This window comes from Pseudoalteromonas sp. P1-9 (genome assembly GCF_001399975.1).
Classification (GTDB): Bacteria; Pseudomonadota; Gammaproteobacteria; order Enterobacterales; family Alteromonadaceae; genus Pseudoalteromonas.
Map to the genome: position 1 here is coordinate 71694 of NZ_LKBD01000015.1, position 25585 is coordinate 97278.

Here is a 25585-nt window from a genome sequence, read left to right on the forward strand (position 1 = left end):
TATGTCAAATATACTTCTTATAGATGCTGCTACAGAAGCGTTGTCTGTAGCCGTTAGCTGTGATTTAAAAAACGCTCACTTTGAGGTGTGCCCTCAACAACATAGCCAAAAAATGTTGCCGTTGGTCGATAGTATTTTAAATAGTGCAAACACGAAGCTAAAAGCACTTGATGCTATCGCGTTTGGCCGTGGCCCTGGTAGCTTTACCGGTGTGCGCGTTGGTGTTTCGGTCACGCAAGGGCTGGCATATGCCGCAAATTTAACTGTGATCGGTGTATCGAACTTACAAATGATGGCGCAACAGGCATTTGACACGACAGAAGCGGATTATGCAATCGCAACGATAGACGCGCGTATGGGCGAAATTTATTACGCAGAATTTAAGCGTGATGAAAATAATCTCGCAGCGTTTATGTCAAACGAAATGGTCATAAAGCCAGAAGAATTAACCCTACCAGAATACGATGCCGTAGTTGTGGGTACCGGTTGTCAAACGTATAAAGTGCACTTTGAAGCAACAAATTTAACGATTTTAGATGAGATAACGCTACCAAATGCACGTTTTATGGCGACATTAGCAGAACGTGAATTGATTGAGGGCAATACGGTGGTTGCCGCAGATGCACAGCCTGTTTATGTACGTGACACGGTAACGTGGAAAAAATTACCGGGCCGAGAATAAGCTAAGTATAAAGACTGTGTCGATAACTATCGGCACAGTCTTGGTTTGGGTTTATCTTTGCTTAATGTAGTTAATTAACTTATTTGCAATTTCGGTATTGTCTAAGTGGCCTTTAAAGGCGTCTGCACCTTTGCCATAAGCTAAAATTGGCACATCAATCGCGGTGTGACCGCCTGTAGTCCAACCTGTATTTGACGCATCACTAATTAGTTGTCGTATATGTTTTACCAATGCTTCTTTTTCTTTATGCTCATCATCTTTTTCGCTCTTAGCACTGGTGGTAAGCATAGTCAGCTGCTCTGCTTGCGATTTATCTAACTTAATGCCAGTTTTGTCTGACCAAGTAGTTAAAAGGTGATCACTTTTCATCAGCGCTTTGGCAATTTTAGTAATACTGGCGTTAACGCCTTTTATTATATCTGTATGCCAAGAATAGTGGCCGTTGGCACCAAGAGTTAACCCACCGGTACTGTGATCTGCAGTAACCACAAGTAAGGTATCTGGATTTTGGTCTACGTATTGTTTTGCATGCTTAATTGCATTGGCAAAATCATCCATTTCAGCCATCGCGCAGGCAATATCGTTAGCGTGACCACACCAATCAATTTGCGAACCTTCAAGCATTACAAAGAAACCATCACGCTTATTGTTATCAAGTAACGACAGGGTTTTCTTTGCCATATCAGCAAGTCGTGTGGGGTTTTGGTCAATTGCATACGCAAATGCCACATCAGAAAACAAGCCAAGCGCTGGTAGCGACTTAATCGATTCTAGTTTGTCGAAATCATCAACATATTGATAACCCGCTTGTTTGAATTCAGAAACAAGATTTCGGTCATCACGAATAAAATATTTAGTACCGCCACCAAGCATTAAATCTACCGCTAGCTTTCCATCTACTTTAACATCAACGTAATCGTTAGCAATTTCGTCATAGTTACGGCGGCTTTCGTTATGCGCGGCGAAACTTGCAGGTGTAGCATGGTTAATTTGTGAAGTTGCAACTAACGCGGTAGTAAGGCCTTTTGATTTTGCGATTTGCAGCATAGTAGTTAACGGTTTTTTTGCGGTATCAACAGCAATTGCGCCATTGTAGCTTTTAGTAGCGGTAGAAAGTGCTGTTGCACCCGCAGCACTGTCAGTAACCACTGTATCATCATCAGGGCTCGTACTAGCAAGGCCGACAAATAGCTCATCAAAGATAGTACGCTCTACGTATTTAGTATTTTTGTCATCTTTAAAGTAACGATAACCAGTAGTGTAGGCGGGTCCCATGCCATCACCAATCATATAAATAATATTCTTTGGTGCATCTGCATACGCTAAACTGCTGCTTGCCAATAATACTGTTGAGGCAACTAACGATTTTTTCATGTGTATTGTTTTTCTGTGTTATTTTGCGCTAAACATAACGTATTTATGCGCTAAATTACATTTTTATCGGTGAAATTACATTGCAAGTTACAATAACAGAAACATCGTACGAAATTGATGGATTAAAAATCGCATGTCAGCGATTAAACAATCGTAATACAAAAATTATCGCACTGCATGGTTGGCAAGATAATAGTAATTCGTTTTTACCCCTTATTAATCAAATGCCTCGCTATGATTGGTATGTGATTGATTTCCCTGGACACGGACTTTCAAGCTGGCGTAATAAACAAGCGCATTATTATTTTATCGATTATGTAGATGATGTTTATCGCGTGTTGCAGCAAATCGCGCCAAATGAAAAGGTAGTTATTGTTGGTCATTCAATGGGGGCTATGGTTGCTAACCTATTTGCTGCCTGTTTTCCTGATAAGGTTAAATGCGTTATTGCAATTGAGGGGTTAGCGTGTGTTACAACACCAGACAGCGAAGTAACAGCGCAATTAAGAAATGCCATTGAAAGCCGTGCTAAACCAACTAGCAAGCGAGTATTTAAACGCTTTGACCAAGTTGTTAATGCGCGACTTGCAGTAAGTGATTTAGATTACGACAATGCTGCACTCATTATGAAAAGAAATACACAGCAAGTAGAAGATGGCATTAAGCTTTTGACTGACCCAAAACTCAAACATCACTCAGGTTTTCGTTTTAGTCCAAGCCAATGCCAAGCAATTTGTAAAGATATAACAGTACCATTACTGCTAATAAAAGCGATAAATGGATTTGAAATGATATCGCAAGCGATTGAAAATTATGGACAACTTTATACAAATTTAGGTGTAATAGAGATCCCTGGTGGGCATCATTGTCATATGGAATATGCGCAAGTGATTGCGAAAGAGGTTGACGTTTACGTAAACGGTGTAAACTAAAGTTTGTATAACGTGCCTAAATATGTGAATATTAGCCCTTTAGAGTAATTACTCAATTGTTAAATTGCCTTACATGAATTAAGGTTTAAGTTGAACACAAAAACACAAACAATAAATATAATTTATAGGAGCCTATCGTGGAAAAGATTTGGTTGAAGCGTTACCCAGCAGGTGTTCCTGCTGAGATAGATCCACAGCACTATGACTCCCTGCTTGAACTATTTGAAAAAAGCTTTCAAGACTATGCAGATCTTCCTGCCTTTGAAAATATGGGTAAGGTATATACATACCAACAAATGGATGACGCAACTAAACGATTTGCTTCATATCTACAAAATCAACTAGGCGTTAAAAAAGGTGATAAAGTTGCGGTTATGATGCCGAATTTATTACAAACGCCAATTGCAATTCTTGGTACACTGCGTGCGGGCGCGACTGTTGTAAATGTAAACCCGCTTTACACTACGCGTGAGCTTGAGCATCAATTAAACGATTCAGAAACAAGCACTATTATTATTCTTGCCAACTTTGCTCGTACACTTGAAGAAGCGTTACCAAAGACGAATGTTAAAAACATCGTAGTTACTGAAATTGGTGATATGTTAGGTGGTGTTAAAAAGCATTTAGTTAACTTTGTTGTAAAACACCTTAAGAAGATGGTGCCAAGTTATAGCCTGCCAAACATTATCGATTTCACAGATGTGATGAAATCTGGTGATGTATCTAAGTATACGCGCCCACATTTAACGCAAGATTGTTTAGCATTCTTACAGTATACCGGTGGTACTACCGGTGTATCTAAAGGTGCCATGCTTACACACGGCAATATGGTAGCAAACCTTGAGCAAGTAACGGGTTGTTTAGACCCACTACTTAATAAAGGTAAAGAAATGGTAGTAACAGCGCTACCGCTTTATCATATTTTTGCCTTAACGGCGAACTGCCTAACTTTTATGAAGTACGGTGGCCATAACCTTTTAATCACTAATCCGCGTGATATGAAAGGGTTTATTAAAGAACTTCAGGGCAAAAAGTTTACCGTAATGACAGGTGTAAATACCTTGTTTAACGGCCTATTAAATACGCCTGGATTCTCTGAAATTGATTTTTCATCGCTAAAAATATCGCTTGGTGGCGGTATGGCAGTACAACGCCCAGTTGCTGAAAAATGGCAAACGGTTACTGATTCTCGCTTAGTTGAAGGTTATGGACTAACTGAATGTGCGCCACTTGTTACTGTTAGCCCGTATGACCTTGCAGCATTTAATGGATCAATTGGTTTACCAGCACCAAGCACAGAACTTAAAATCGTAAAAGAAGACGGTACTGAAGCAGAACTGGGTGAAGCAGGGGAGCTTTGGGTTAAAGGTCCTCAGGTAATGAAAGGTTATTACAATCGTCCAGAAGCAAGCGCAGAATGTTTAAAAGACGGTTGGTTTGCAACGGGTGACGTTGCTAAATACGATGAAGAAGGCTTCTTCTATATTGTTGACCGTAAAAAAGACATGATTATTGTATCTGGCTTTAACGTATTCCCAAATGAAGTGGAAGAAGTGGTAGCGATGCATGAAGGTGTGCTTGAAGTTGCGGCTGTCGGTGTACCACATGAAGTAAGTGGTGAACAAGTTAAGATTTTTGTCGTGAAAAAAGACCAAAGTCTGACAGAAAAAGATATAATCAAGCACTGTCGTGAAAACTTGACCAATTATAAAGTGCCAAAGTTTGTGGAATTCCGCGAAGATTTACCAAAAACAAATGTTGGTAAAATTTTAAGACGCGCACTTAAAGAAGCAAGTTAAATAGGGAATACCCTAAAAAGAAAAACCGGCAATCTGCCGGTTTTTTTATGAGGAAAAGTAGTGCAATACTCATTTATTACAGAACAACAAGAATTAGATTCAGCGGTCACCAGCTATAACAACAAATCGGTACTCGCGGTAGATACCGAGTTTATGCGACGCCGCACCCTTTACCCAGAGCTTGCATTATTGCAAATTTACGATGGCAATCGTATTTGCCTTATCGATCCAACGTTAGATCTTGATTTGTCGGCGTTTTGGCAGCTAATGGAAAATCCTAATATTATTAAAGTGTTGCATTCACCATCTGAGGATCTTGAGGTGTTTGCACGCCATGGCAATTGTACTCCAACACCTTTGTTTGATACACAATTTGCATTAAGTCTATTAGGGGAGCGCAACTGTGTTGGCTTTGCCAATATGGTTGAAATGCTACTCGAAGAACAAATAGACAAAAGTGAATCTCGCACTAATTGGTTGCAACGCCCATTAACGAAAGCCCAGTTAGACTATGCAGCTGCCGATGTATTTTACTTAATGCCTTGTTTTAACATTATTAAAGAAAAACTAAACGATGATAAGCAAGCGATTGTGTTTGGTGAAAGCGCAGTTATTGCTAATAAGCGCAAATATGAAACACCGTTAGAACTTGCCTATCTAGATATTAAAAACGCGTGGCAACTTAACCCGAAACAATTAGCAGTGCTTCAGCAGTTAGCAGCTTGGCGCTTAAATCGCGCCCGTGAGAAAAACTTAGCACTTAACTTTATCGTTAAAGAGCACATTTTATTTGAGATAGCCAAAACACAGCCAACTCATTTTGGTGCATTAAAGCGTTTGTGTGAAGGCGACCAAGGGTTACTTAATCGCTATGGTAAAACCTTGTTAAATTTAGTGAAAATCGGTTTAGATAAAGACGAAGCCGAGCATCCAGAAAAAATTCAACGCTTAATAGACTTTCATGGCTATAAAAAAACGTTAAAAGAGCTACGTGCTGAGCTTGAAAAAATATCGAAAGACAATGATATTCCACTTGATGTGCTGGCAAGTAAAAAACAAATGAATCAATTGATCAGCTGGAAGTGGAAATGCAAGTCAAAATTTGATGAAGGTGCACTTTTAAAACCGGATTTAATGACGAGTTGGCGCGGTGAAATGGTCAAGCATTCACTAAAAGACTGGTTTTAAACTGAGATTAAAAAAGCCTGCTTCACGCAGGCTTTTTTATGTTTACTTATCGTCAGGCAAAGTGACATTGAGTTCGAGTACAGCCAAGTCATCTTCGTTTTGCTCAAGCTGAACTTGAACCTGATCTTGCTCGATATTTACGTATTTACGGATCACTTCAAGAATATCTTGTTTAAGCTGTGGTAAATAATCTGGCGTACCACGACTTGAGCGCTCATGCGCTACGATGATCTGTAATCGTTCTTTAGCTAAACTTGCTGTTGTTTTCTTTTGTGAGCGAAAGTAATCAAGTAATGACACATTAACCTCCAAATATCCGTTTAAGTAGGCCCTTCTTCTCAGCTTCTAAAAAGCGAAAATCAACTTTTTCACCTAATAAACGGTCAATCGCATCAGAATACGCTTTACCCGCATCAGAGTCTGAATCAAGAATTACAGGCTGACCCGAGTTAGACGCATTAAGTACTGCTTTTGACTCAGGAATAACGCCCAATAAATCGATTGCTAGAATATCTTGAACATCTTCTACTGACAGCATTTCACCCGTTGCAACACGCTCTGCATTATAACGTGTTAATAGCAGGTGTTCTTTTACGTTTTCAAGCCCTTCTTCAGCGCGTTTTGACTTACTTTGTAAAATACCCAAAATACGATCTGAGTCGCGCACCGATGAAACTTCAGGGTTGGTCGTAACAATTGCTTCGTCTGCGAAGTAAAGTGCCATCATTGCACCGGCTTCAATACCTGCTGGTGAATCACAAATGATAAAGTCGAAATCTTTCTTAAGCTCGTTTAATACCAGCTCAACGCCTTCTTTGGTTAACGCGTCTTTATCGCGCGTTTGCGAAGCAGGTAAAATAAACAATTTTTCTACACGTTTATCTTTGATTAATGCTTGGTTTAAGTTTGCTTCATTGTTGATTACATTAACGAAATCATAAACAACACGGCGCTCACAACCCATAATCAAATCAAGGTTACGTAAACCAATATCAAAGTCGATAATAACGGTTTTGTATCCTTTTAACGCAAGCCCAGTGCCAATCGCTGCACTTGATGTTGTTTTACCAACACCGCCTTTACCTGATGTGACAACAATAACTTTTGCCATGAAATCTATCCTTTAAACCAAAGCTGAAATTTTTAATGATTCGTTTTCAAGTGAAATACATGCAGCATTGCCCCATGATTCACCTTGCAGTGAGTCGCTCAGCCAGTAGTTTCCGTTAATTGAAACTAACTCAGCATTAAGCTTTTGGCAGAATATAACGGATTCTTGCCCTTTTGCACCAGCGATAGCGCGGCCACGTAATGTGCCATAAACATGAATATTGCCATCGGCAATCACTTCAGCGCCTGGACTTACTGAGCCTGTAATAATGAGATCACGGTTCTTCGCATAAACTTGCTGACCACCACGTACATTGCCACTAATAATTTGCGCGGGTACAAATACTTCTTTTTCGACAATTGATGTATTTGCAGCTGATTGTGGTTTTGCTTTAGGTGCTTGGTCTTTACTGTAATTTAGTATTGATAGTTTGTGCAGTTTAGCGGCAGTATTTTGCTCGTCCGTACCGTTACACACACCTACTGGGTTAAGCTGCAGGTCAATTAAAGATTGCTTTAACTTTGCAAAGTCAATGTGTTCGTTTGGTACAGACTGAAGGTTTACGACAATTGGCGCACCGAAGAAAAACTTGGGTACTTGAGCAATTTTTTCGTCAAGTTGACTAATCAAACTATCTAGATCGTTTTTAAATAGATGCAATACAGATAGTGTAAAAAGGTTCCCTTTTAGTTCAAAAATTTGTTCCGACATAATCTCAATTATTATTATAAAAATCACAGGCTGATTTTTTAGAAGAATCCAGCCATTAAGCGCAATTTATCTCACTTTTAGTGTATGCCATGGTATAGTGTGACGCAGTGTTACGCAAGAAGTAAAAGGTGTTTGAATGCTCAGTGCAGTGTATAAAAGTAAAAAAAAGGCAGATACCTATCTGTACGTTGAAAAAAGAGATGATTTTTCAAAAGTTCCGGAACCTTTAATGGCAACTTTTGGTCAACCAAGTTTTGTAATGCTAATTAATTTAGCAAAACGTGAACAACTTGGTACGGCTGACCTTGAAAAAGTGAAGCAAGAATTAGCTGAAAAAGGATTTTATTTACAGCTACCGCCAAAACAAGAAAGTTTATTAGATGAATTTAGAAAACAAAATGGAGTCACTGACTAGTGTTTAAAAAACTCGCCCTAATCACAGCAAGCCTTATTTCGGTCTCTACCTTTGCAGATGAAGAGCAAGCAAAATTTAACCAGTACGTTGCAGATTTAAAAGTGGAAGCAATTGAAAAAGGGTTTTCACAAAAAATCGTTGATAACGCCTTTGCAACCGTTAAGTTTAAGAAAAAAGTCATTAAAGCGGATAAAAATCAGCCTGAAGTCAAAGAAACGTTAGAAACTTATCTGCCAAAGCGTGTACCTAAGTGGAAGATAGATAGGGCACGTAAACTATATAAAGAAAATCAAACAGAGCTTGAAAAAATTGCCGCTAAGTATGGCGTACAAGCGCGTTTTATCGTCGCGCTTTGGGGCCTTGAAAGTAATTTTGGTAAAATCCAAGGCTCGCATCCGGTTATCTCTTCAGTGGTAACGTTAGCATATGACGGACGTCGCGAGGCACTGTATAAGCGCCAACTTTGGGCCGCGTTAACGATTTTAGAAGAAGGCCATATTGATCTTGACCACTTTAAAGGTTCGTGGGCAGGTGCAATGGGTCAAACACAATTTATGCCAACGTCGTTTAATGCTTACGCGGTCGATTACGACGGTGACGGTAAAAAAGACATTTGGCAAAATAAGCTCGATGCCTTCGCATCTATTGCAAACTATTTGAAAAAAGCGGGCTGGAATGACTCACTAACATGGGGCCGCCAGGTGGTGTTGCCTGAGGGGTTTAATAGTGAACATATTTTGCAGCGCGGCACGCGTACACGCAAACAATGGCTCGAGAATTGGAATAAATCAGAGCGTGGTCTAGCTGATTGGCAGGCACTGGGTCTTCGCCGTACTGATGGCACTGATTTACCAAATGTTGGTATTACCGCTGCGCTTGTAATGCCAGATGATAAAAATGGCCGTATGTATTTGGCGTATGACAATTACAAGGCGCTAATGCATTGGAATCGTTCTTATTATTTTGCGACTTCAGTTGGCTATTTATCCGACCGTATCGGTTACCCTAAAATCTAATCACCTATTTATCGGTGCCAGTCGTTTTATCTGGCACCTTTTTCTTTTCGCTTTTCTTACACAACTAGCTTAAAATGTCGCCCTGAAATTTAGGGGCACATATGTTAGAAGATAAATTTTGGCTTAAAAAGTCGTTGGCAGAGATGAACAACGATGAATGGGAAGCCATTTGTGATGGCTGCGGTAAATGTTGTTTACACACCTTTATTGATAGCGATGAACAAGAAGAAAGTTTTGAAAGTACCGATGTACTGCGCGAAGGCGAAGAGATTATCTATACTGCGATTGTGTGTCGCTATCTCGATACTAAAAAATGCTTTTGTACAGAATATGAAAACCGCACATCGTTAGTGCCTAGCTGCGTGAAACTCACCAAAGATAACATTGATAATATCTTTTTTATGCCACCAAGTTGTAGCTACCGTCGTTTACATGAAGGGCGTGGCCTTGCGTCTTGGCATCCACTTTTAAATAACGGCAGTAAAGCGGTAATGCATCGTATGGGGATTAGCGTTAAAGGCCGTGTAATGAAGGATAACCAAATCGATATGGATTTATTTGAAGATTACATTGCCGATTGGCCCAAAGAGGACCACGACTAATGAGCAAGGTACAAGTGGTACTGATTAACCCTAAAAGCGCAACAAATGTGGGTGGCGTAATGCGAGCTGCAGGGTGCTATGGCGTTGAAAAGGTTCATCACACAGGTAATCGTTATGGTTTTGCGCAAAAATTTGCAACCGACACAAAACAGCGTATCGATGAAATACCACTGTGTGCACTTGAAAATATTGAAACACTTGTTAAGTCCGATACTAAAATAATCGCTGTTGAATTAATTGATGGGGCAACACCGTTACCGCATTTCGAGCACCCCGAAAATGCCATTTATGTATTAGGACCTGAAGATGGGTCAATTCGTAAAGACGTACTAAAGCACTGCGATGATGTTGTTTATGTACCGACGGTTGGCTGTATGAATCTTGCAGCAACGGTTAATGTGGTTTTATACGACAGACTTGCAAAGGCTACTAACACTGACTACTCAAGAGAGTTTTTGTTGCAAAATCGCGATAACAATAATCGCGTTACGTTTAAAAAGAAAAACTAGTTTGTCCTAGTAATCGCATTTTTACATGCGGCATTAATTCGTATTTTTGCCGCAAAACCAATTATTACCATTCTACTGCTTACCAAATTCGCCGTATCTATTTCATTCAAAGCCATATAAGAAATATGACAATGCACACGATTTTTTGTCATGGCAATGAAAAATCACGGTTACATACTCGTTAACAGAATCCCTGTGCGAGATAAAATACAAATCATTAACAATTGATTTATAACGTAAAAACATCTAAAGATTTCAAATTTACTGCCATGTAATGTAAATGACATGTTTATGAAACCCTTGTGTCATTTTGAGCCTCTAGACTATGCGCAATCATTTAATAGGGTTACATAAAATGTTTACAACTAAGTTTAGTAGAAAGATATTGGTAACAGCGCTAGTTGGATGTTCGCTAACTGCCGTTGCTAATGATCAACTTAAGCCTGTGATCGACAGCGCAGATAAAATTAATAAATCAGCACAAAAGTCGCAAGAAAAAATAGATAAAATTGCTGACACAATGCAAGGTCGCCTACAGCAATTTAAAACTGTTAATAAAGAGATTGATGGTTTAACGATTTATAACAAGCAACTAGAAAAACAAATCGCAAATCAATTAACAGAAATGGACAACATTAACGTATCAATTGACCAAGTATCGGTTATTGAACGTCAAATTACGCCATTAATGCTTAAGATGATCACCTCACTTGAGCAGTTTGTAGCATTAGATGTGCCTTTCTTACCAAACGAGCGCGCAGAACGCTTAGCCACATTAAAGCAGTTAATGGACCGCGCAGATGTAGCATCAAGTGAAAAATTCCGCCGCGTATTAGAAGCTTATCAAATCGAAGTTGACTATGGTCGTACCATTGAAGCGTACACCGGTCTTATCGATGTTGATGGCCAAGAGCGTGAAGTGGACTTTTTACGTATTGGTCGCCTTGACCTTATTTACCTAACGAAAGATGGCAAAAAAGCGGGTGTATGGAATACCGACGCTAAGTCGTTTGAACGCTTACCAGACAGCAATATTTCACAAATCAATAAAGCAATTCGCATTGCTAAAAAGCAACTTGCACCAGACATGTTAACGCTACCTGTTAAAGCAGTTTAATTAGAGGCCATTATGTTAGTTAAGAAATTCGTAAAATCTGTTATTGCTGCAAGCACGCTATTCACAGCAAGTGCAGTTGTAGCACAGCCAGTAGATCTTGATTCACTGTTAAAAACACTTGAGCAGGGTAACTATAAACAATCACAAGATAATCAACGCCGCGAAGCTGAGTTTGCTAAAGCAAATAATCAACAAGCAGCTATGTTACGTTCGCGTATTAATGAACGTGATGGATTAATTTCTGCGTCGACGCGTCTTGAAACTCAGTTTGAAGAAAATGAAATCAAACTAGCGAATATGAGCGAAACGCTAAACAAGCGCATGGGTTCATTAAAAGAACTATTTGGTGTGTTACAGCAAGTAGCGGGCGATACACAAAGTAAATTTATTACGTCAAACGTATCTGCTGAATTGCCAGGTCGTGGTGCTTTCTTAAGTGAACTTGCACAAAAAATGGGTTCGAGTTCTAAACTTGCGTCAATCGAAGATATTGAAAAAGTATGGTTCGAATTACAACGTGAAATGACTGAGCAAGGTAAAGTATCGCGCTTTAACCGTGATGTGATTGTTGCAGGCGGCGAAAAAGTAAATAAAGAAGTGGTACGTGTTGGTTCATTCAACCTAATCGCAGATGGCAAATACCTTACTTACAACGAAACCACTAACACATTATCAGAATTGACGCGTCAACCAGCTTCACGTTTCCAGTCAAGTGCAGCTGATTTACAAGCAGCAAATTCAGGCTTTGTTGATTTTGCCCTAGACCCAACAGGTGGCTCAATCCTTGGTTTATTAGTTCAAGCGCCAAGTACTGAAGAGCAAGTACACCAAGGTGGAGCGGTAGGCTACGTTATTTTAGCGGTAGGTTTAATCGGTTTATTAATTGCCTTAGAACGCTTCGTTTCTCTAATGATTATGGGTGGCAAAATCAAACGTCAGCTTAAAACGGACGTTGCATCAGATGACAACCCACTTGGCCGTGTAATGAAGGTGAAAGACCAATACCCAGATGTAACCTACGACACGCTAGAACTCAAATTATCAGAAGCAATTTTACGTGAAATGCCGCGTATTACACGTAACTTAACGCTAATTAAAATCATTTCTGTTGTTGCACCGTTACTGGGTCTACTCGGTACTGTAACCGGTATGATTAACACCTTCCAAGCAATTACCTTATTCGGTACTGGTGACCCGAAACTAATGGCTGGCGGTATTTCAACCGCGCTTGTAACCACAGTGTTAGGCCTTGTTGTGGCAATTCCTACGGTATTTATTTACACACTACTTAATACCCGCTCTAAAAACCTACTGGTAATTTTACAAGAGCAAAGCGCAGGCATCATTGCTGAGCGCAGTGAGAAAGGTGCGCAGTAAGATGGTTATCTTTGCGGACTTCATCAACGCGATACGCGATTTTCTAGACACCGGCGGCTCTGTGCTGCTGGTGATCGGAGTCCTGATTTGCGCAATGTGGTTATTGGTAATTGAGCGCTTTATGTTTTTGTTTACAACATACCGTTCAAGTAAAAAATCAGTGATCACCAACTGGTTCGCACGCGAAGAGCGCAATAGCTGGGAAGCGGAGCAAATCAAACAAGCAAATATTTCGCGTATTAGCTTAAAGCTAAATCACAATTTACCCATGATAAATATGTTAGTAGCGCTGTGTCCATTACTTGGTTTACTTGGCACGGTTACCGGCATGATTGAGGTGTTTAATGTGATGGCAATTACCGGTACGGGTAGCGCACGCTCAATGGCATCGGGCGTATCAAAAGCCACTATTCCAACAATGGCAGGCATGGTAGGTGCGTTATCAGGGGTATTTGCCTCAACGTATTTACAGCGTAAAGCAAAGCGCGAAGTAGCGCTACTTGACGATAAATTGGTCTTAGACCACTAACACCAATTTTAAACGAATTTTAGGAGCTAGTAATGAGAGCACCATTAGCAAATGTATTTCAAGAAGAAGAAAACGAAGAAATTAATATGACGCCGATGCTTGACGTTGTATTTATCATGCTGATTTTCTTTATTGTAACGGCCACTTTTGTAAAAGAAGCGGGTATCGATGTAAACCGACCTGAAGCGGCGACAGCAGTACAAAAAGAACGAGCCAATATTCTTGTCGCTATAACAGATAAAGGCGAAATTTGGATTAACAAACGCCAGGTAGATGTGCGTGCGGTTCAAGCTAATATCGAACGTTTACACGCAGAAAATCCGCAGGGCAGCGTGGTTATTCAAGCCGATAAAAAAGCCACTACTGATACCTTAATTAAGGTAATGGATGCGGCGCGATCAGCTGGTGTATTTGACGTATCAATTGCGGCTCAGGAAGCGTAACAATGCGTTATTTAATTTCCACTTTAATCGCGATTGTTGTAACTGCGTTGTTGTTTTTCGGCATGCAGGCGCTAATTCAAAGTGGTGATGGTGTGGCAAGTGAACCGGTAAAAGGCAACGTGCTTGATTTTGTCCGTCTTAAACAAGAAGAGACTGTACAAAAGAAAGAACGTAAGCCGCAAAAGCCGCCAAAGCCAAAAGAGCCACCACCGCCAATGGCGCCACAAGCGAGCAGCAGCGAAAGCACTGATACAGCGAGTAATTTTGATTTTTCTGCCAATGTTGACACCAATGTTGATTTAGCTGCTGGGTTTGCGCTTGATTCGGGTGATGGTGAATACCTACCAATTGTTAAGGTATCACCTGTCTATCCACGTAGAGCGTTAAGCCGCGGTATTGAGGGTTACGTTATTGTTGAATTTACCGTAACTAAATCTGGCACTGTAAGCGAGCCGCGTGTAATACAAGCGGAGCCAGAAGAAATCTTTAACCGTGCCGCAATGGACGCCGCGCTAAAGTTTAAATACAAACCGCGCGTTGTTAACGGTGAAGCCGTTGAAGTAGCGGGTGTACAAAACAAAATTACATTCCAAATTAATGGGTAGTTTGTTAGCGGGAACGTCCCGCTAACACTTTAAATAGTTAGGTTGAATTACAATGTTGAAAAGAAATTTAATTAGTATTGCATTAGTTGGTTGTGTATTTGGCGCGCCAATGAGCGACGCGATGTTCCAGACACAGTTTGCATCAGTATCTGCTGAAGAAGTTAAAACCAAACGTGTTCCAGCTCTTCGCAATAAAGTGTATACGCAACTAGCCCGTGCACAAAAACTGGCTGACGACGGCGATGTAGCAGCAGGCCTTGAAGCACTGGATATTGTCCAAAAGAAATCTTCAAGCATGAATAGCTATGAAGTAGCCATGATGTACAACTTTTACGGTTTTATTTATTACAACGAAAACCGTGTTAGTGAGGCTATGGCTGCATTTGAAAATGTAGTAAAGCAAGACCCGATCCCAGAAAGTTTAAAGCTCAATACCATTTTCTCGCTAGCGCAATTAGCAATGGCTGAAGGCCAATTCGATAAAGTGCTGAGTTATCTTGATAGTTGGGAGTCGCTTAATACCAAACCGCCACAGGCAAACTATTATGAGCTTAAAGCCAACGCTAGTTATCAAGCGAAGGATTACCAAAGCGCAATTAAATACATTAATACCGCGATTAACCTTAACAAAGTTGATAATAAAGACGTAAAAGAAAACTGGTTTATCTTACTGCGTGCGTCTCACTATTCGCTAAACCAACCAAACGAAGTGGTACGTGTACTAGAAGAAATGGTGCTACGTTTTGACAAACCTGAATACTGGGTACAGCTGGCTGGCATGTACGGCGAAGTAGGCCAGGACGATAAGCAACTAGCACTGATTGAAACAGCAAAACAACGTGGTTTCTTGGATGATGCAACTAAGCTTAAAAATCTGGCACAAATATACATGTATTCAGGTCTTGCTTACAAAGCAGCAAACGCGATGGAGCTTGGGTTTGAAAAAGGCAATATCGAAAAATCAGCAAAGAACCTAATCTTTGTAGCAGAAGCCTACATCCAAGCGCGAGAAGATAAAAAAGCGGTGCCGTATTTTATTGCGGCTGCAAAACAAACTGATACTGGTGAATATGATCGCCGTTTAGCAGAAGTGTATTTAAACTTAGAATTATTTGATGAAGCGGCTGATTCGGCACGTGCTGCGTTAAATAAAGGTAGTTTAAAGCAAGAATCAAACGCCTATATTGCGCTTGGAATGGCGCAATACAATCTCGAAAACTTCGATGCAGCTATCCTTGCATTTGAGCAAGCTAAAAAATACAAAAAGTCAGAACGCTTAGCGGCCCAGTGGCTGCAATATGTGAAACGTGAAAAACTTGATAAAGACACGTTAGCCAAGGCTTATTTGTAACATACCTATCAAAATAAATTTGTAATCAACCCTAAGGGACCTTCATGGTCCCTTATTTCTTTGTATTTCAAACACTTTTAAAACAACTCATGTATACGTGTAAGTTCGTAGTGTTTAAGAAATCTGAAAAGAAACTGTCACGCACATGTTAAGTAAGTGTAACCCATTTGACACATAAACCCTCTAACTTAGAGCCAGTTCTAAATTAGTGCACACGCACATAAAAAGCGAAAAAGCTTAAAAACTATCAACGGAGAAAACAATGAAACTTTCTGGTTTATTTAAAGTGAGCATGGTTGCATCAGCACTTACTCTTGCAGGTTGTGGCGGCGATATCAATATTACACCAACTACAGTCGATAACAGCGTAGACAACTCTGTAACAAACCCAGGTGGTTCAAATCCAGACCCAATTTCATGTGCAACGTATACGCTTGACGGTGCATCGTTCACAGGTGAAGTAGACGGCGTAAACTGTGTTTACAGCCAAGCATTTGCAAGTAACGCAAAAGACATCACAAGCTCTTTCGTAATCCCAGCGCTTGAAGATAACGGCGCACATATCTTCGAAGGCGCGTTATTTATTGGTGAAGACATTGATACGTCAACGGGCGCAACCATTGACGATAATGGTCCAACACTGTCAATTGAAGCGGGCGCAACTATCGCGTTCACTAAGCCAGAAAGCTTTATTCGTATTGCACGTGGTGCAAATATCGAAGCAATTGGTGAAGTAGACAAGCCAATCGTATTTACCTCTATTTCAGAGATTGATGGCGATGATTCAACCACAGCACAAATTGGTGACTGGGGTGGTATTCAAGTAAATGGTCGCGGTCATTCAATTCGTTGTACTGCAGACGCTGCAAGCCAAGACCTATGTAACCACCCAGCAGAAGGTATCGTGTCTTATTATGGCGGTAACGACCCACAAGACGACAGCGGTATTTTAAAGCATATTGTTATCAAATACGCAGGTTTTGGTGTTGAAGGTGATGAACTTAACGGTTTAACGCTTAATGCTGTAGGTTCTGGCACGACAATCGATTACGTTCACGTTCACAACGGCTTCGACGACGGTATCGAGCTATTCGGTGGTTCAGTGAACCTTAAGCACATTGTTGTAACAGAAACTGGCGATGACGGTATTGACTGGGATGAGGGCTGGAAAGGCATGGGCCAATACATCCTTGTTCACTCAAAAGAATACGGTAACCACGGCTTTGAAACTGACGGTGCGAAAAAAGATCCGCTTTCAGGTGATGGCCAAGGCTTAGTAACAACAGTATCAAACCCAATTATTGCTAACGCAACGGTTGTTGCAACTGGATCTGCAGGTGCAGAAGGCCGCCGTGACGGAGCAGGCATGGAAATGAAAGAATGGGGTAAAGTACAAATGGCAAATATCCTGTTTGCCAACTCGTCTACAGAAGCGGGAGCAGGCTGTTTAGATTTATTTAACGATAAAGATTTATCAGGAGCAGCGGGTGTTCATGCAAACGCGAAAAATGGCGATATTTCATTTGAAAGCGCGATTTTTGCATGTGGTCTTAACTTTGAAGAAATTGACACTCCGTTAACGGGTGAATTAGCTGATTTCGATATCGCAGCGTGGTTTGCGGCAGGTAACAACAACCAAACGATTGGCTTTGCTAACTTTGAAAACATTTTTGCAGCAGATGGCGTGTCTACTAAATCGGCAATTATGGATAAAGACGGCAACGCTGTGACAGTTGTTGCAAAAGACATGAGCGAAGTCAATCCGTTCTTTGATAACGCCGGTTTTGTTGGCGCAATTCAAGAAGGTGCAACAGGCGATTGGGCAGAATTTGTTAAAGCGTCGCTAGAGCGCGCTGGTCACTAATCTAAGCCAAGTAGTGAGTTTAGGTGTGGTGTTAGCCACACCTCTTTATAAAAACTATAGGTTTAGAGGATTATATAATGAAACCAAAAAAGCAGTTTAAAGCTAATTTAGTTACGCTTTCGGTGCTTTGTGCGTTTTCGTCATTTTCCTCAATAGCAGATGAAAATGAACAACCACAAGTACAAAAGGAAATTGAAGAAGTTGTTGCAACCGCAAGCCGTTTAAAAGGCAGTGCAAGTGCAGTAATTGAAGAGCGTAAAAACCAAGCTTTCGTTGCCGACATTATGGGAGCTGAGCAAATTTCACGTACCGGTGACTCAGATGCTGCATCAGCGCTTCGTCGTGTAACAGGTTTAAGCTTAGTAAACGATAAATTTATTTATGTTCGTGGTTTAGGTGAGCGTTACTCGAGCGTTCGTTTAAATGGCGCATCTGTACCGAGCCCAGATTTAACGCGTAGCGTCATTCCACTTGATATCTTCCCATCAAGCATTATTGAATCACTTTCAGTGCAAAAAGCTTATTCACCAAATATGCCAGCGGCTTTTGGTGGTGGTGATGTAAATATTCGTACCAAAAGTATTCCTGATGATCGCGTGTTTAAAGTGGATATCGGTGCAAGCTATAAAGACACCAATGATGAAGGTTACACCTACGAAGGTGGCAGCGATGATTGGTTAGGTACCGACGACGGCACACGTGCTATGCCTGGCACGGTGCGTGCTGCACTTAATCGTTATGTTAACGGTTTATCGGATATTTCTATTCGAAACATTCGTGATATTGAGTCAAAAGCGCTTGGTGAAGATATCGGTCAAAACGCTGCGATTGCGTTAAACAAAGATCTGATTAAAGCACTGCCACGTGATTATGGATTACAAGAAGAAAGCTTAAATCCAGATTTTGGCATTAAAGCAGTTTATGGTGACCGTTTTGACGATGTATTGGGTTTTGGCGGGTCGCTTGGCTTTTTGGCAAGCGTTGCATATGACAATGAGTGGTCTAATTCAAATGAGTTTGGTGCCGTATTATCGTCAGCCGATGCAGCCAAGGCAGCGCAGTGTTCTACAAAAACTTTTGCCTGTTATTCTGCTAAAAATGAAAAGCAAACTACCAAAAATAATATCAAGCTAAATACCTCTTTAAATTTAGGTTATAAACTTGATGGTCATGAATTAACGGCAACATACATGAAACTTCGTGATACAGAAGACGAAGCGTCAGTTGCTATTTATCAAGAGCCATCAAAATCATTAAGTATTGATGATGGTCAAGTTCAGCGCAGTCATACAACGTCATTTGAAGAGCGTGAATTAGATATTCTTCAAGTTCGCGGTCAACATAACTTAACATGGAGTTTGTTAGATGGCGTTGGTGTAGATTGGCATTATACCGATTCAACGGCGACGACTGAAATTCCAGGTGAACTTGAAATCACAGTGCGCGATGCGTATCAAGACGGCCAATACCAACGTACCTTCTATAATGGCTCACTCGGTGGTAACCCGTATTTATATCGCTTTGTTGATATGGAAGATCAGGTTGAAAACTGGGGCGTAAATGTAAACAAGGTATTTTACTTTGATGGTTCTGACATTGAGCTTTCAGGTGGTGGTTACTTTATAGAAAAAGCGCGTGATTATCGCACTGATTTCTTTAATTACCGCTTTGCACAAACTCAGCAAGTAGAACTGGCTCAAAGTGAAGATGATGCATTAAACATTGGCAGTTTCTTCAGTAACGACAGCACAGTAGATAACACAGATGTTGAGCTATTATTCCAAGAGCCAACAGCAGATGACTACTTAGCCGCGCAAATGATTGACGCATATTTTGGTGCATTCGATTACACCATTAATAACAACTGGCGTTTAAGTGGCGGTGTGCGTTATGAAGACTTCCGTCAAGTTGCGTTAGCGTTTTCAAGAAGTGCATTTGACCCTGCATTGCTTGAAGATAAGCTAAGCAGCGAAGCAATTGAACAAGCGACCGTAATGGAAGACGACTACTTCGGATCACTTTCTATGACATACAGTCAAGAAAGCTACCAAGTACGTTTTGGTTACGGCAACACGGTTGTTCGCCCAGACCTACGTGAACTTACGCCTGTTCAATATCAAGACCCACTTACTGATTATCGTACCCTTGGTAATCCGTACCTAGAGTCAAGTTACCTTGATAACTTTGACACGCGTGTGGAATTTTACCTAGATAACGGCGATAACTACTCAATTGGTGCGTTCTACAAGGACATTGATAGCCCAATTGAAGCGCTACTTACTGAAAGTGATGGTCGTTTTACGCTGCAATTTGATAACGCAGACAACGCAGTTGTTTACGGTATTGAAGCTGAGTGGATGACAGAACTGAGTGCCGATATGTTAGGTGGTGCGTTCTTTACTTCAGGTAACTTAACGGTAAGTGATTCAGAAGTAACTATTTTAGAGAGTCAGCGCGGCGATTTAACAAACCTTAAACGCCGAATGACAGGTCACTCTAAGTACGTTGCAAACGTTCAGCTTAACTATGATTCTCATAATGGTAATCATCAAGCGTCCGTTATCTACAATGTATTTGGCGACCGTATTCTCGCGGCTGGTGTTAATAACTTTGACGATGCATACGAGCAACCAATCAACTCGTTAGACCTTGTATATAGTTATTATCCAAACTTTAACTCAACGATTACGTTCAAAGTTAAAAACCTGTTAGGTCAAGACTTTGAAGTTGAGCAAAATGACGTATTAATTCGTCAAAAAGAAATGCCAACGGAAATCAGCTTAGACTTCTCATACGAGTTCTAACAACATAGACGTTCAACTAAACCTAGCGTATTAATTTACCTAGCCAAAAAGCTCAACTTCGGTTGGGCTTTTTTTTATGATTTTTATTCAACAAAGCCTTTTACACGGTAGATTTCTAGAAGTCTAAATGATAGATTCAAATTTCTGCACTTTGTAGAACATTAATAACTCTCACGCATCAAAGTTATTACATTTTATTTAGGAATTAGAATTATGTTAAAAGTTGGTTTAGTCGGTTGGCGTGGTATGGTTGGCTCCGTATTAATGGAGCGTATGCAACAAGAAGGTGATTTTACGAAAATTGATGCGACCTTTTTCACCACCTCACAAACCGGCCAACTTGGGCCTGATATTGCAGGTGACGCAAAACCATTGTTAGAGGCAAACGACATCAATGAGCTGGCTAAAATGGACGTGGTACTCACGTGTCAGGGCGGCGATTATACCAAAGCTGTGTACCCAGCATTACGTGAAACTGGTTGGAATGGTTACTGGATTGATGCTGCATCTGCACTACGTATGGCTGATGACAGTATTATTGTATTAGATCCCGTAAACCTTGATGTAATTAAACAAGGGTTAGAGCAGGGGGTTAAAACCTTTGTTGGCGGTAACTGTACTGTTTCACTTATGCTTCTTGCTTTAGGTGGCTTGTTTGAGCAAGACCTTATTGAGTGGGTAAGCCCAATGACTTACCAAGCCGCATCGGGCGCAGGCGCACGTAATATGAAAGAACTCATTGCGCAAATGGGTGAAATTCATCACGAAGTAGCCGACAAACTAGATCCTGCATCGGCTATTTTAGAAGTGGATAAACTGGTCTCTGAAAAAATCAAATCAGATAGTTTACCCACCGATCAATTTGGTGTGCCGTTAGCAGGTAGCTTAATTCCATGGATTGATGTGCCAATGCCTTCAGGTCAAAGTAAAGAAGAATGGAAAGCTGAAGTTGAAGCAAATAAGATTTTAGGTAGTAATAAGCAGCCTATTCCAGTTGATGGATTGTGCGTGAGAATTGGCGCGATGCGCTGTCATTCACAGGCGATGACAATTAAATTGAAAAAAGACATTTCTGTTGAAGAAGTTGAATCAATTTTAGCGTCACATAATCAGTGGGTAAAAGTTGTACCTAATGAGCGTGAAGTAACAAGTAAAGAACTTACGCCAGTTAATGTAACCGGGACATTATCAATTCCTGTTGGTCGTATTCGTAAATTATCGATGGGCCCAGAATATATAAGTGCGTTCACGGTTGGTGATCAGCTGCTTTGGGGCGCTGCGGAGCCACTGCGTAGAATGTTACGTATCATTACTGATTAATATTATTCAGCTATTGTTTAAAGCCACCTGCGGGTGGCTTTTTTGTATTTTAAATTTAAAAAGTATATATCTAAACGTATAATTTACTTTCTAAGTACTTGTTTATATGTTAAATAAATTTTTACCTATTCTAAATTAGAAACTCGTATGTTGATAAGGCAGGCAACACTTGAAGATTCTGTAGCCATAAGTGAACTGATAAGTAGATTAACGGTAAAGCACGTATTACCATCATGTGAAAGTAAGACTCACGATCTATTACTGAGTTCAATGAGTTCCGAACAGGTAAAACAAAACCTACAAAGTGACTACTATTATTTGCTTGCAGAAAACGCAAATAAACAACTAATCGGTGTTGCCGGGCTAAAAAATTATAATCACCTCTATCATTTATTTGTCTGTGATAACCACCAAGGGCGGGGCTTCGCTAGAACCTTGTGGCAAACCATAAAACATGATGCAGAGCGTATCAATAATACGAAGCAGTTTACCGTTAACTCAGCTATAACTGCTGAAAGTATTTATTTATCCTTTGGATTTAAACGACTGTCAGGCATACGTAATAGAGACGGTATGGTAGATATACCCATGACCTTTACCCTATAACTCCATATCGCAGTTAACCCGTTAACACATTGGGACTAGCTCATTAGTGATTTAATTATTTTAAAAGCTGTGCAATAGTAAGGTGCTAATAACAATAAACTCGCAACGATGCGTGTAAAAAAAACGGAATTTACTTTGAAATCCTACCTAACTATTTTTGCTTCAGCGTTACTATTATTTAATTTTACACAGGTAGCATATGCAAATAATGCTACTGAGTTTGTAAAGGAATTAAAAGAGCATTACCAAAGTACTCGTTCAATTAAAGCATTTTCTTTAACACACAGTTATTTAGGGCAAAGTAACCCGTATCAGTCATGGGACTTTAAGCTTCCGACTCGCTATAAGGCGTTTAAAGTAACCGACATTGATATGACAAACGAACATTATTATCAAAATGTTGTGCATCATTACACTGGAGGTTTGTATTTTGATGAGGTGCATTTTCAAAATGATAGACACAGCTTACGCTACGAAAGAAACGGTATTTCATTAGGTAAACGCGCAGCGACGCAGAATATGAAAAGTTATGAGCGTTATAAAAACCTTACTTTGATGAATATTGATTTTTTTGCAGTGAATCCATTGCTAGAAGAACAAAACGTTGAACAAAATGTAGTGTATTCAAAAGCAAATAATAAAGTCACTCTTACTCACCACGCTTCACAAAAAAGTGAAATAGAATATACGTTTAGCACAAATCCGATACGATTAAGCTCAATTAATAATAAAAAACGCGATCGCATTTTTATTTACGATGACTACAAATACAATAATGGTTTTTACTTAGCGCATTCACTAATTAAGCATTATAACGGCGACACGTTACCGAGCTTTATTACACGAATTGAAGCGTTTAATACGATAGATAGAATAGAGCCTGAAAAGCTCGTTTTACCACAAGGGTTTTACCTTAAACAAAGCCCAAATAATAGGGCGCTTAAAGTAACTTCCATTGCTAACAATCTTTATTTAATTACTAATGACAGCAATCATCACAATACATTATTTTATGTAAATAATAATGATATTACTGTTTTAGGTGTACCTAGAAATGCCGATATGGCAGTTGATATCATTGAAAAAATAAAACAAGTTCAGCCAAATAAAACTATTACAGGCGTATATGTAACACACCCATATAGCGATCATATTGCTGGCTTATTGCCATTTGTAGACAATGGCGCAACAGTTTATGCCGATAACTACACCATAAGTGCCATTAAGCAGTATGTGAAATTTAAAAATGATATTTCACGTTTTAAGTTTTCAATAATTACACATGGTCAGAAAATGTATGACATACAGTTTTTTGTGTTAGAAAACGCACGCGCAAAAAGGCAAAGCTTTGCGTACTTTAAAAATGCAGGCATTATTTTCCAAACCGATTTTTTAGAAGTTGCTAACGACAACACCATAGCAAAATTGCTACCAAGCTATAGCCATCAATTTATGAAGTTTGTTTTACAAGAAAAACTCAACGTAAAGCGCATCGTTGGCTACCACAGAAACAACAACATCACTAAAGATGTAATGGAAAAATCACTTAAAGCAAATACATTATAATGTGAGTATGTTTTTAAGAGTTCGTTAGGTAATTAACAACGTTACATTGATTGCTCGTTCTAAATATCATTTATAGACTCGTTAGCTGTAATCAAGGAATCAAATGCAACACGTAAAATTTTAAGCAGGCTAACTTGTTTGCAAAGACGTCATAACGTAAAGCAAAGTAGAACTGAATGGTGATTCCTAAGAGAGTTCAGAATTAGATAGACAGTCATTCAATAAGTTACCAATTAACTCATAATTAAACGGTTTCGACATTCTAATCTCAGAATAAACATACTTACAAAAAACTAACAATTAATAGTTTAGTTTTTGACTTGTTCTTATAGTGTAATTTAGAAAACAGAAGCGCATACCTTCTACACTAAAAAATGGGGCATTATTAACGGGAGACTTGCATGTTTATTAATGAGGTCAATAACATAACCAATGGTTTAAATTGAAGTTTACCCTAGGTTTAGACTCTAATTTATTGTGATTTTGAAGCTTTTACCCTTGTTATAATAAGTGTTTAATGAAAAGATTAGTTTTAAAAAGAAATACAAATTACATGGAAGAGTAGTTAATGGCGGTTTCTTCTGCGCAATACACTTATGCAAATGATTATTCTGGTGTGTTGACTCATATATCAAATGCAGTAAAACACAGAACTTATACTTGCCCTGGTTGCTGTGAAGAAATGATAGTTGTTAAAGGTAAAGTTAAAGAGCATCATTTTCGTCATAACAATGCGACTTGCAGTTACGAGAGCTACCTACACAATGCTGCAAAAAATGCCTTTTATAAAAGGTTTAAAGAGTCTATAGATCCTATAGCTCTCATATTAGAAAGAACCATCATTTGCAAAAGCAAGAAGAAATCGTTTCTACAAGATGACAGTATTAGTTGTACAAGTTTAACTGAAGCTAAATACAACATCAGAAGTTTGTTTAATGAAGCTTTTTTAGAGCTATACGATAAGAAAACAGGTTTTACTCCTGATGTAATGTTGTCCAATTCAGATAATGACAGTAAATGTTATATTGAAATTTTTGTTACGCATGAATGCAGCGAAGACAAAATAGCTTCTGGTTGATATTACATTTATGGAGCAAGACGAAGACATTGTCCAAGTACAAAAAATATTTAACGTATTTAGCGAAGCTATTAAAAAAACAAGCAATAAGATGCAAATTATTGTACTAAATCATGCTCCGTCTAACCTAGTTAGCCAACTCGAAAATGGCCATTTAGTTGAAGAATGGAGGGACGGCATTAAGCTAGTTCCAATGGACTGGATTGATGATCTTTAGTTAGTTACTAGTAGTCGCGTGCGACTCTAAAACCTTTTAAGCAGTTACTTTCAACTGGATCCTAGTTCGTACTAATTTATATGAATACACGATTCTACGATCCATTTATTAGTTAATATATTTTTCTATGTATTAAAACCTGCAACATTATACTAACATTTAAGAATAAATTGAGTAACTCAGAATAGAGCGTTATTCTGAGTTCTCGCGAGAATCACCATGAAAAAGTAAAGGCAATATATTACTAAACATATAAAACATCTAATTTAACATAACGTACATTATGGGTATTAAAGTTTGAATCTATTTTATATAAGTATCCTCGCTACGCTCAGACTTCGCTTGGCTCGTCTACTTTTATAAAAAATA

Annotated in this window: 25 protein-coding genes; 21 read left to right on the forward strand and 4 right to left on the reverse strand. The window is 39.5% G+C overall.

Annotated features, from left to right (window positions below; translation table 11 throughout):
• The first annotated feature begins 1 nt into the window (after position 1).
• Entirely contained in the window at positions 2–682 is a 681-nt protein-coding gene (gene tsaB / locus AN214_RS11170; RefSeq protein ID WP_054979811.1) for a tRNA (adenosine(37)-N6)-threonylcarbamoyltransferase complex dimerization subunit type 1 TsaB, read from the forward strand.
• 51 nt (positions 683–733) lie between these two features.
• On the opposite strand, the gene AN214_RS11175 is transcribed toward tsaB, so the two are convergent.
• Entirely contained in the window at positions 734–2056 is a 1323-nt protein-coding gene (locus AN214_RS11175; protein ID WP_200911128.1) for an alkaline phosphatase, read from the reverse strand.
• 80 nt (positions 2057–2136) lie between these two features.
• Here AN214_RS11175 and AN214_RS11180 point away from each other — a divergent pair, with 80 nt between their 5' ends.
• The 3 genes from AN214_RS11180 (at position 2137) to rnd (ending at position 5975) form a co-directional block, all read left to right on the forward strand.
• Positions 2137–2988, forward strand: a complete 852-nt coding sequence (locus AN214_RS11180; protein WP_161805682.1) for an alpha/beta fold hydrolase — start codon at positions 2137–2139, stop codon at positions 2986–2988.
• 137 nt (positions 2989–3125) lie between these two features.
• The gene (gene fadD / locus AN214_RS11185) at positions 3126–4787 is read left to right on the forward strand and encodes a long-chain-fatty-acid--CoA ligase FadD (protein ID WP_054979813.1); all 1662 of its coding nucleotides are present in this window, start codon (positions 3126–3128) and stop codon (positions 4785–4787) included.
• A 60-nt stretch (positions 4788–4847) separates the two neighbouring features.
• Complete coding sequence (rnd, locus tag AN214_RS11190) at positions 4848–5975, forward strand: ribonuclease D (RefSeq protein WP_054979814.1); 1128 nt, start codon at positions 4848–4850, stop codon at positions 5973–5975.
• A 42-nt stretch (positions 5976–6017) separates the two neighbouring features.
• Here rnd and minE read toward each other — a convergent pair whose 3' ends face one another.
• From minE to minC, 3 genes are read right to left on the reverse strand one after another with little or no spacing between them, the layout of a single operon-like run.
• Complete coding sequence (gene minE, locus AN214_RS11195) at positions 6018–6275, reverse strand: cell division topological specificity factor MinE (protein WP_010559208.1); 258 nt, start codon at positions 6273–6275, stop codon at positions 6018–6020.
• A gap of 1 nt (position 6276) precedes the next feature.
• Positions 6277–7086, reverse strand: a complete 810-nt coding sequence (gene minD, locus AN214_RS11200; protein ID WP_010559207.1) for a septum site-determining protein MinD — start codon at positions 7084–7086, stop codon at positions 6277–6279.
• Positions 7087–7098: 12 nt separating this feature from the next.
• The gene (gene minC / locus AN214_RS11205) at positions 7099–7797 is read right to left on the reverse strand and encodes a septum site-determining protein MinC (protein ID WP_054979815.1); all 699 of its coding nucleotides are present in this window, start codon (positions 7795–7797) and stop codon (positions 7099–7101) included.
• 136 nt (positions 7798–7933) lie between these two features.
• Here minC and AN214_RS11210 point away from each other — a divergent pair, with 136 nt between their 5' ends.
• The 17 genes from AN214_RS11210 (at position 7934) to AN214_RS11290 (ending at position 25216) form a co-directional block, all read left to right on the forward strand.
• Positions 7934–8212, forward strand: a complete 279-nt coding sequence (locus tag AN214_RS11210; protein WP_010559205.1) for a YcgL domain-containing protein — start codon at positions 7934–7936, stop codon at positions 8210–8212.
• 35 nt (positions 8213–8247) lie between these two features.
• The gene (locus AN214_RS11215) at positions 8248–9228 is read left to right on the forward strand and encodes a lytic transglycosylase domain-containing protein (RefSeq protein WP_408002961.1); all 981 of its coding nucleotides are present in this window, start codon (positions 8248–8250) and stop codon (positions 9226–9228) included.
• Positions 9229–9329: 101 nt separating this feature from the next.
• Positions 9330–9830: a YcgN family cysteine cluster protein gene (locus AN214_RS11220; protein ID WP_010559203.1), complete on the forward strand. Its 501-nt coding sequence runs from the start codon at positions 9330–9332 to the stop codon at positions 9828–9830.
• Positions 9830–10339, forward strand: a complete 510-nt coding sequence (locus tag AN214_RS11225) for an RNA methyltransferase (RefSeq protein WP_010559202.1) — start codon at positions 9830–9832, stop codon at positions 10337–10339. The genes AN214_RS11220 and AN214_RS11225 overlap by 1 nt, the downstream gene beginning before the upstream one ends.
• A gap of 355 nt (positions 10340–10694) precedes the next feature.
• A complete protein-coding gene (locus tag AN214_RS11230; RefSeq protein WP_054979817.1) occupies positions 10695–11456 on the forward strand; it encodes a DUF3450 domain-containing protein in 762 nt (253 codons plus the stop codon).
• 12 nt (positions 11457–11468) lie between these two features.
• Positions 11469–12833 carry a MotA/TolQ/ExbB proton channel family protein gene (locus AN214_RS11235; RefSeq protein ID WP_054979818.1) on the forward strand — a complete coding sequence of 455 codons (1365 nt, stop codon included), beginning with the start codon at positions 11469–11471 and terminating at the stop codon, positions 12831–12833.
• 1 nt (position 12834) lies between these two features.
• Positions 12835–13362, forward strand: coding sequence for a MotA/TolQ/ExbB proton channel family protein (locus tag AN214_RS11240; protein ID WP_010559199.1), 528 nt, complete (start codon positions 12835–12837; stop codon positions 13360–13362).
• Positions 13363–13394: 32 nt separating this feature from the next.
• Entirely contained in the window at positions 13395–13805 is a 411-nt protein-coding gene (locus AN214_RS11245) for a biopolymer transporter ExbD (protein ID WP_054979819.1), read from the forward strand.
• Between the two features lie 2 nt (positions 13806–13807).
• Positions 13808–14410: an energy transducer TonB gene (locus AN214_RS11250; RefSeq protein WP_054979820.1), complete on the forward strand. Its 603-nt coding sequence runs from the start codon at positions 13808–13810 to the stop codon at positions 14408–14410.
• A 52-nt stretch (positions 14411–14462) separates the two neighbouring features.
• Positions 14463–15761 carry a lipopolysaccharide assembly protein LapB gene (locus tag AN214_RS11255; RefSeq protein ID WP_054979821.1) on the forward strand — a complete coding sequence of 433 codons (1299 nt, stop codon included), beginning with the start codon at positions 14463–14465 and terminating at the stop codon, positions 15759–15761.
• Between the two features lie 262 nt (positions 15762–16023).
• Positions 16024–17625, forward strand: coding sequence for a hypothetical protein (locus AN214_RS11260; protein ID WP_054979822.1), 1602 nt, complete (start codon positions 16024–16026; stop codon positions 17623–17625).
• A 77-nt stretch (positions 17626–17702) separates the two neighbouring features.
• The gene (locus tag AN214_RS11265; protein WP_054979823.1) at positions 17703–20429 is read left to right on the forward strand and encodes a TonB-dependent receptor domain-containing protein; all 2727 of its coding nucleotides are present in this window, start codon (positions 17703–17705) and stop codon (positions 20427–20429) included.
• Between the two features lie 213 nt (positions 20430–20642).
• Positions 20643–21749: an aspartate-semialdehyde dehydrogenase gene (asd, locus tag AN214_RS11270; protein WP_054979824.1), complete on the forward strand. Its 1107-nt coding sequence runs from the start codon at positions 20643–20645 to the stop codon at positions 21747–21749.
• A gap of 147 nt (positions 21750–21896) precedes the next feature.
• Complete coding sequence (locus AN214_RS11275; protein ID WP_054979825.1) at positions 21897–22355, forward strand: GNAT family N-acetyltransferase; 459 nt, start codon at positions 21897–21899, stop codon at positions 22353–22355.
• Positions 22356–22490: 135 nt separating this feature from the next.
• Positions 22491–23921, forward strand: coding sequence for a hypothetical protein (locus AN214_RS11280; protein WP_152960757.1), 1431 nt, complete (start codon positions 22491–22493; stop codon positions 23919–23921).
• Between the two features lie 568 nt (positions 23922–24489).
• Positions 24490–24999, forward strand: coding sequence for a hypothetical protein (locus tag AN214_RS11285; protein ID WP_054979827.1), 510 nt, complete (start codon positions 24490–24492; stop codon positions 24997–24999).
• 10 nt (positions 25000–25009) lie between these two features.
• Positions 25010–25216, forward strand: coding sequence for a DUF3732 domain-containing protein (locus AN214_RS11290; RefSeq protein WP_054979828.1), 207 nt, complete (start codon positions 25010–25012; stop codon positions 25214–25216).
• Positions 25217–25585: the final 369 nt, after the last annotated feature.